Below are 6,184 nucleotides of genomic sequence, written 5' to 3' on the forward strand. Positions count from 1 at the left end.
AGCTCATTAAACGCCTTTGGTTTTTCGGCCATGGGGAAGTGGCCGGTAGTATGCACAACCAATAGTTGATAGGGGATGCCATTTTTAATAAAACCGGTGGTATCATTAGGCGTATTATCGCTATTGATAAGGTGGATTTTCATTTTGGCCTCTTTTAGTTTCGCTGCCGTGTTAAAGCTGTTGTTGTCTTCTATGCAGGCAATGGCAATAGCGCTATCGGTATGGGTAACATCATTAAGTATGCGTTTACGCAGGGCGGTGTCTGTAGTTTTGTAAAACAGGTATTTACTAAAATAGCCGGAAACTACTTTTTTAAAATCCTTTTTAAGCAAGGTTATAACGGCGGCAAATTCTGCTTTTGATTGCGGGCTTTCTGGTTCTGTACTATATTCTTTAAAATTATCGATACCTACAAGTCCGATAACTTTATCCGGCGCGTCTAATTTAGCCTGTACTACAATAGCGCCCGACATGGAATGGCCAATGAGAATTACATGTTGCAAATTCAATTGGTTAATTACGGCGGTAACGTCTTTCCCAAAGTCAGCAACGGTCCACGAATTTCGGTTTTTACCCGATTCACCAAAACCAGGCAGGTCAATAGTAACTACCCGGTATCTTTTACCAAAGGCGTCAACCTGGTCTGTAAAGTAGCTTTTGTTAATACACCATCCGTGTACAAACAGGAGGGTAGTATCGCCTTTGCCGCTATCAGTACAAGCAATATTAACGTCATTGCTTTGTACTTGTATTTGGCTCGATGTTGGTTTTTTTGACGGACTATTACAAGCTAATATTGCAGCTATAAAAATCGAAAACAGGATTAAGGCAGGTGATTTTTTCATTTCGGCATCGGGTTTATAATTATATAAATATCCGGTGCCGAAATTGTTTGTGCAAGTGTTTAACTTATTTTAACCAAACAAAGGTTGCAGGTTAAAACATTTCATGTAACGATACTGAAGTTGCAAAGAAAGAAAAAGGGCAAGCATAGCGTCTTTGCCCGAAAAAGAAAGTCTACTTTACCTTCACCTGCTGTTTTTCCTGCTCCAGTTGCTCTACCAGTTCTTCTGCTTCGCTTATGGCTTCTGCAGGTTGACTGGCGTAGTTAAGCTTGCGGAAACGCCATTGGGCAAACGCTGGTTCCTGGAAACGGTTAATTAGTTTAAAAAACTTAGGGAAATTGTGCACTTCATCTAATAATACCCCGGTAACAATGCCATTGTTATCTAATATCTCGCGGATGGTGTATTCCTTATCCCTTGTGATCCAGATCTCAAAGTCGCGTCGTATTTCTTCGCTTTTTTCCGGATCTATCTTGTCGTTAATGCAAATTACCTTGTCTCCTGGTTTCATAATATTATAAGGGTTTTAAAGCGGTGTTTGGTTTTGCATGCCAATTAATGTACCACAAAGTACCGCTTTTTAAACCGGAATTTAAAAGTGCAAAAGTATAAATTACAATGTGGTGAGCAGGAAGATCGCTGTCGACTTTATCAAAAAGGCAGATGCAGTGTTAATTTTAGGTAAATGTATTGATGGATATGTTTAAAAATAGCTGTAACCTATCATCAACAAGCGTCGTAATAAACGCTACTGTAAACAACTTTAAGTTAATTTTATGGACTCTTTTTATTTTTTTGTAGTGATTGGATCCGTAGCAGTGTTTTTGATATTACACTTTGATAAACAGCAGCGTAATAAAGTGAAAAAAACACTAAGTAAGACCCGTGATGTTGAACCATTGCTGATGATGCAAAGCATGGGTCAAAAATTAGATAAATTGAATAAAGTACTTAGTAATGCTGATGCGAACATAGAGCAGCAATTCCATAAATCAACTGCCGATTATAAAGCTGGCCGTATCAGCATCGACATTTTTAACAAACACCTTAACGAATTACTACGTAAGGCAGAAGCCGTACAAAAGTAATTTATTCATCATCGGGGGATTAATTAGGTTATTGGAACAGGATTTCCGTGTTTGATAATGACTGTTTGAGCATTTCTGATTTAATAAAGCCCGGAAAAATAGCTTAATCAGGTTTCGGGGCTTGGTAGATTATTGATAAAATATATCAATTGGCATTAATGAACTAATGAGTAAGTGAACCAATAAACAATTAAACAAAATGATTATTATTGCAGCCACATATGTCTGATGAAGCAATAATAAAACGGTTAAAAGTAATTGTGCAGGAGCACGGAGGCCAGTTGGGTTTGGCCGGTGCTATCGGTGTTGATCAGGGTTTTATTAGCAAGGTGATTAATAAAAAGCAGGACATCAGTTATTATCTTATCCGTAAACTTTGCTTCCAGCTCAAATATTCACCAGAGTGGCTTATCCTTGGCAGCGGTGAAAAAAAGATTAACAAACCCGAGTCGGCCAAGCTGATAACTGAAATACAAATGATGCGCACCGAGGTAGATATTTTACAGGCGCGCATGCGAGCCTATGAAATGGAACTTAAAGAACTTAAGGCACAACTACAAAGCGGCGACAGGAAAGCAGTTTGATTGATTTTTGGAAGAAGGATTTTTAGACAAAAGACCGTCGGACAAAGGACTTTCAGACAAAAGATTAAATATTGCAAAAAGAAGGTCTGGCTGTTACGAGCCAGACCTTTTTTTGCAATATAGTTTTCTACGTCCTTTGTCCAAAAATCCTTTGTCCTTTGTCTAAAAGTCCTTTATCCTTTGTCCGAAAATCCTGTGTCCTTTTCCGAAAGTCCTTCGTCCTTTGTCTGAAAGTCCTTCGTCCGGCAGTCCTATTTGCAATATTTTGCAATAGAAGCAGGTGCTTCTTTTGAGCCCAGTTCAACAGCTTTGTTCATATCGGCACAGGCGCCGGCCTTGTCGTTAAGCGCTATTTTGGCAAGTCCCCGCTGTAAATAGGCTCTTGAGTTTTTTAAACTAAGCTTTAATGCCAGGTTGCAATCGGCAACGGCGCCGGCTGCATCTTTCAGGTTTAGTTTTGCTGCGCCGCGGTCAATATAAGTATCTGCGCTGTTAGGATCTGCTTTTATAGCAGCTGTAAAATCGTCAGTAAGGCCTTGTACATCACCCAAATAGCTTTTGGCAATGCCACTGTGTGCCAATGCTCTTGCATAAGTTGGGTTAAGGTAAATAGCGTTATGGTAATCGTCTGCTGCACCTGCGTAATCCTTTAAAGCCAGTTTAACATCACCCCTGAATAAAAAGGTTTCATCATTTGAGAAAATAGAAACGGCTTTATCCAAATCTTGCATCGCCGCTTTATAATTTCCTTGTTTTGATAATAAAAAACCCCTGTTTTGGTAAGCTAATGCTGAAACATCAGAAACAGAATCGATCTTAATAAATGTATTATAATCGGCCAAGGCCCCTGTATAATTCTCGTTGCCAACTTTGAGTAATCCTCGTTTTAATAATATAGCAGTGTTTTTAGGGTCTTTAATTAAGCCAGTATCAAAATCGGCCATGGCGCCTTTGGTGTCACCTGCATTGGCTTTCGCCTCGCCGCGATAAAGGTAAAAATTTGAGTTAGCTGGGTTTAGCACTATGGCTGCGGTAAATAGTTGCACACCGTTTGTTGTGTATTTATAAAAATTATTCACTTTACCTAAACGGACATATGCTTCCTCTTTTTTAGGTGCAATAGATATCAGTTTTTCAAAATCCTTTACTGCACCCGCCTTATCATTCATTTTATCTTTTTCTATAGCGCGGTTTAAGTAGGCATAGGTATAATAGGGGTTTATTTGTATGGCTTTGGTATAATCGTTAATAGCGGCTGTCATATCGCCAAGGTCACGATGGGTATCGCCACGTACTAAATAGGCTTCGTCGCTTTTATTGTTGATTGCTATAGCTAAAGCCAGGTCGGCCATTACGCCGGTAGTATCCTTCATGGCCAGTTTTGCCTTGCTGCGACCTATATATGCATTTAAACTTTTAGGATCCAGAGAAATAGCTGTATCTGCATCAAGCTTAGCTCCGGGAGCATCCTTCATTGAAAGTTTTGCATAGGAGCGGCTTTGGTAAGCTTCTGAAGTTTTGTTACCAAGTGATATTGATTTATTAAAATCTGCTATTGCCTTATCATACGCCTTCATATTGCTTTCAACCAGGCCTCGGTAAAGGTAAGGCTCGGCAAGTTGTGGGTGCTGATTAATTAATTTATTAAAATAATCAAGTGCGCCCTGGCTATTCCCCATATTGTTTTCGGCATTGGCAAGGTATAAGAATACATTTTTAAGTCCGGCATTTAAGGACGCTGCTTTTTTATAATCATCAACGGCTCCTTTATAGTCATGGATATCAGCCCTGGCATTCCCGCGATAAAGATAAGCTTCGGCATTTTGTGGATTCATGGTAATTGCTGTAGTATAGTCGACTATAGCCCCTTCCTTATCACCCATGCTGGCTTTTGAACCTGCGCGGTACTGGTAAACTGCCGGTTTTTGCGGATTTAGCTTGATAGCAATGTTGTAATCATCGATAGCTGCTGCATAATTACCCCTGTTATTTTTGGCAAGCCCGCGATATTCATAAATTTCAGCATTATCAGGTGCAAATTGTAAGGCAAGGGTAAAATCGGCAATTGCACCTGCATTATCGTTTAAATTTGACTTTGCGTTACCGCGATACAGGTACATTTCGCCGGTTTTCGGGCCGATTGCAATAGCATGGTTAAAATCGGCAATGGCAGCCTGGTAATCCTGTATGCTGCTTTCGGCGTTGGCTTTATAGTAGTAGGCCGTAGTAAAATCGGGTTTAAGCGATAATGTTTTGGAATAATCGGCGATAGCCGCTTTATAATCTTTCAGGTTTCCATTGGCATTGGCACGATAAAAGTACGCATCGCTGTTTTTATCGTTTAACTGAATGGCCCGGGTAAAGTTATCGATAGCACCCCTGTAATCTTTTATAGTGGCTTTTGCGTTTCCGTTTTGAATATAGGTACTTGCTGTTTGCGCAAAGGTAGATAGTGGAAAAAATATAAGGAATAAGATTTTTTTCATTTATGAAATAGCGGTTGATCAAATATCCATAAAAAACCAATACTGCTATAGCAAAGGCCATACCGAAAGGAAAGGCACCCTAATTTACATTATAATGCAAATTGAAAAAAGTGGTAGTAGAAATTTGGGGCATAATAGCCCCATTTGCATAAAACATCATCAATTACGTTAAGTCGGAGAGTTTGAGTAAAGATGTTGCCTGCTACGAATATGATGCCCCGTTTTCTTTGCCCTGCATAATTTGATTACGTTTTTTGCCATAAGTAATAGCAGCAGTACAAATCAAAATGCATAGGATTAATCCAATTTCAATACCAAGACGGATTGGGGGAATACTCCCCGAATTGCTTGAAAGGAAAATTCCGGCATCCGGAAGCAGCAACCCAAATAAAGGGAAGCAGAAAAACATTCTCAATATTATTAATTTTTCCATAATTATTAACATTTAGTATGATTATGCTAAGGTAGGTATTATTTTGTTATAATTTATATAAAAAATTAAAATTAACTATAATACAAATTTTTGGTTGCCTTGTTTTCTTTTTGGTTACTTTTTTATCGGTCTAAAAGGGAGGTGATTCTTTAACAAATTAGGTCCCGGTTAATAACAAATCTGGAAATAAAATTAAGTGCAACTGGTTTTGAAGAAGAGGAATTAAGACGGAAGAACCACTGACGTCAAAAGAAAAGCAAAATTTATTCTTAAATAAGCGAACGCTCACTTATATTTGCACTATGCGACCACGGGACGAAAATAAAGAACTGCTTATACGCCAAAAAGCCATTGAAATGATAGCAGCGCAGGGACTGGACGGATTTGGCGTTAACAAGCTGGCGAAAGCCGCTGGTGTTTCGCCGGCTACCATTTATATATACTATAAGGATAAAGACGACCTGATTATTAAATTGTGCATAGAAGTAGCAAATAAAATGATGGAATATAGCTTTAAAAACTTTTCACCCGAAATGGACTTTGCCGAAGGGCTGAAAATGCAATGGCGTAACCGAATGACATACTTTATAAGTTTCCCGCTGGAAATGGAATTTATTKAGATTATGCGATACACCCATTATTACGAAGAGGTAAGTAAAATGCTCACCAACAATTTTGGGTCGATATTGGGGCCATTTGTGCAAAATGCCATGGAGAAAAAGCAATTAATTCCATTGCCGTTTGAAGT

General features: G+C 38.9%; 7 protein-coding genes. 3 read left to right on the forward strand and 4 right to left on the reverse strand.

Annotated elements, in window-relative coordinates; translation table 11 throughout:
• Both AC1DPZ_RS19950 and AC1DPZ_RS19955 read right to left on the reverse strand, forming a co-directional pair.
• Positions 1–845: alpha/beta fold hydrolase (locus AC1DPZ_RS19950; protein WP_477406668.1), on the reverse strand; the 845-nt coding region annotated here is incomplete at its 3' end.
• Positions 846–1,017: 172 nt separating this feature from the next.
• Complete coding sequence (locus AC1DPZ_RS19955; protein WP_477406670.1) at positions 1,018–1,356, reverse strand: hypothetical protein; 339 nt, start codon at positions 1,354–1,356, stop codon at positions 1,018–1,020.
• Between the two features lie 265 nt (positions 1,357–1,621).
• Between AC1DPZ_RS19955 and AC1DPZ_RS19960 the strand changes: the two genes are divergently transcribed.
• Positions 1,622–1,933 carry a hypothetical protein gene (locus AC1DPZ_RS19960; RefSeq protein WP_477406672.1) on the forward strand — a complete coding sequence of 104 codons (312 nt, stop codon included), beginning with the start codon at positions 1,622–1,624 and terminating at the stop codon, positions 1,931–1,933.
• A 221-nt stretch (positions 1,934–2,154) separates the two neighbouring features.
• Positions 2,155–2,517 (forward strand): hypothetical protein, encoded by a 363-nt coding sequence (locus AC1DPZ_RS19965; RefSeq protein WP_477406674.1) that lies wholly within the window; start codon positions 2,155–2,157, stop codon positions 2,515–2,517.
• A 251-nt stretch (positions 2,518–2,768) separates the two neighbouring features.
• Here the strand turns inward: AC1DPZ_RS19965 and AC1DPZ_RS19970 are convergent, their stop codons facing one another.
• A complete protein-coding gene (locus tag AC1DPZ_RS19970) occupies positions 2,769–5,003 on the reverse strand; it encodes a tetratricopeptide repeat protein (RefSeq protein ID WP_477406676.1) in 2,235 nt (744 codons plus the stop codon).
• 202 nt (positions 5,004–5,205) lie between these two features.
• Complete coding sequence (locus AC1DPZ_RS19975) at positions 5,206–5,436, reverse strand: hypothetical protein (RefSeq protein WP_477406678.1); 231 nt, start codon at positions 5,434–5,436, stop codon at positions 5,206–5,208.
• Positions 5,437–5,738: 302 nt separating this feature from the next.
• Between AC1DPZ_RS19975 and AC1DPZ_RS19980 the strand changes: the two genes are divergently transcribed.
• On the forward strand, positions 5,739–6,184 hold a 446-nt coding region (locus tag AC1DPZ_RS19980), incomplete at its 3' end, for a TetR/AcrR family transcriptional regulator (RefSeq protein ID WP_477406680.1).

The organism is Mucilaginibacter sp. P4_G9 (assembly GCF_056400985.1).

Coding starts and splice junctions, on each gene's coding strand:
- AC1DPZ_RS19955 (WP_477406670.1), bottom strand. CDS start 1,356: ATGAAACCAGGAGACAAGGTAATTTGCATTAACGACAAGATAGATCCG.
- AC1DPZ_RS19960 (WP_477406672.1), top strand. CDS start 1,622: ATGGACTCTTTTTATTTTTTTGTAGTGATTGGATCCGTAGCAGTGTTT.
- AC1DPZ_RS19965 (WP_477406674.1), top strand. CDS start 2,155: ATGTCTGATGAAGCAATAATAAAACGGTTAAAAGTAATTGTGCAGGAG.
- AC1DPZ_RS19970 (WP_477406676.1), bottom strand. CDS start 5,003: ATGAAAAAAATCTTATTCCTTATATTTTTTCCACTATCTACCTTTGCG.
- AC1DPZ_RS19975 (WP_477406678.1), bottom strand. CDS start 5,436: ATGGAAAAATTAATAATATTGAGAATGTTTTTCTGCTTCCCTTTATTT.